We start from the raw sequence: 1527 nt of genomic DNA on the forward strand, positions 1-1527 counted from the left end.
GAGCCCCTAAACCAAAATTATTCCAAGAGTCAAAATGCCTAAAAAAACTCTTAACTGTCAGACGAAATCGTAGCTATTACAATTAATATGTATGCAGAATAAATTTTAATTCTGTTAGAGGCGAAATCAGGAATATTGAATTTGGTTTCAGGGGAATAAAATGTACTAGCAATATTTACATTTAATGGTTCAAACTTATTTAATGTTATTTTTCCATTTTTTTCCAATACATTAAGTGAATAAGAGAACTTTCTATTGTCCTTAAATGTCACCCAATATTTTAAAAGATATTCGAAACTATCCCCATATTGATTTATTAAATTTGCTTCTCGTAGCTCAGTATGATGTTCCATTCCTCTCCAGATAAAAGCGTTTGCATTTAATCTGTTAAGATATTCTTTTGGTACATTTTCGCTAAAATAAGTATCATTATAAAAATCCTTTAAGGGATATGTGTCTATCGATTTTTCAATTGCTTCTTCGGAAAATTGAATTATTTTTTCGGGAACTATTTCTTTGTTTTTACAAGACAGGAATAGGGAAATTACTATTATAAACAATTGAATTTTTTTCATAAGTATTTATTTATGTTTTTAGTTTTTTCTTTAAAGTTTCTGTTCTGTCGATATGCACTACAACGGACTCGTATAACCGTCAGTTACGGGTTAATATGCGTTAATTTTTGGTTTAGCACGGACGTTAGCAATTCCGAGTGGATTCGGACGTAGTCGAATCCGCCGTAATTGCGGTTATAAATTGTTGTAGTGCGTTTTTATAATTCAATTTCTGCTAAGAATGTTAATTCATCACTTTCCGTATTTTCCGAATCTATGTTTTGGTTGTTGTAAGTCAGTTTAGTCGGTATATAGTAGGATACTCCACAAGGAAGTTCAGCGAATCTAGCTTCAAAATTCAAAAATATAGATGTCGGGTCGTCCAAGTTAATTGTGTACTCAAAATTTGATTGATTAGGAATAAATAGATAAAGAGTATTGTCATACTTTCTTATATATGCATCGTCATATTCACTGGGCGGAATATATCGAAAGCCTGGATTTGAAAAGTCGCCCTCAACCGTTATATTTTCAGGGTCTATTGTTCCATTTTCAATTAAATTGGTGCCAGTCTCATCAACTAATCTAATATACAATTCAGGAAATGCTGGGTCAAAAAGTGAACAATCAATTCCGTTGTCATCGTCATTAGAACAACTTGTAAGTAAAATTCCAATTAAAAAAAGAGTAAGTAATTTTTTCATAATTCAGCTTTCTATTCCGATGCTTTAACATTCAATTGGTTGCGTTCAAATGCACTACAACGGTTTGAATATGGGGCGTTTGGCATTTCAACGCTCCAACCTATCAAACCGCTATATTTTCTATTAATTGTACTCATTTCAAATTAAGCACCATCCGCCAAATGACCTATATTTATTGTGTGTGCCCAGCATGGGCATCTTTTATCTACTGCAAAGTAGATAATTAATCTAGAGGGTGCAAGTCCCTTATGGGCAGGGGTAACGCCTTG

General features: G+C 32.8%; 2 protein-coding genes. Both read right to left on the minus strand.

Annotation, left to right across the window (positions count from 1 at the left end; genetic code table 11):
- Positions 1-50: 50 nt before the first annotated feature.
- Positions 51-575 carry a hypothetical protein gene (locus BUA16_RS18125; RefSeq protein ID WP_072766111.1) on the minus strand — a complete coding sequence of 175 codons (525 nt, stop codon included), beginning with the start codon at positions 573-575 and terminating at the stop codon, positions 51-53.
- Between the two features lie 197 nt (positions 576-772).
- Complete coding sequence (locus tag BUA16_RS18130; RefSeq protein ID WP_072766112.1) at positions 773-1258, minus strand: hypothetical protein; 486 nt, start codon at positions 1256-1258, stop codon at positions 773-775.
- Positions 1259-1527: the final 269 nt, after the last annotated feature.

The sequence above is a fragment of the Arenibacter nanhaiticus genome, assembly GCF_900141935.1.
Taxonomy (GTDB): domain Bacteria; phylum Bacteroidota; class Bacteroidia; order Flavobacteriales; family Flavobacteriaceae; genus Arenibacter; species Arenibacter nanhaiticus.

What these genes read in the sequence shown, in the direction of transcription:
- BUA16_RS18125 (WP_072766111.1), bottom strand. Translation starts at nt 575, where the DNA reads ATGAAAAAAATTCAATTGTTTATAATAGTAATTTCCCTATTCCTGTCT.
- BUA16_RS18130 (WP_072766112.1), bottom strand. Translation starts at nt 1,258, where the DNA reads ATGAAAAAATTACTTACTCTTTTTTTAATTGGAATTTTACTTACAAGT.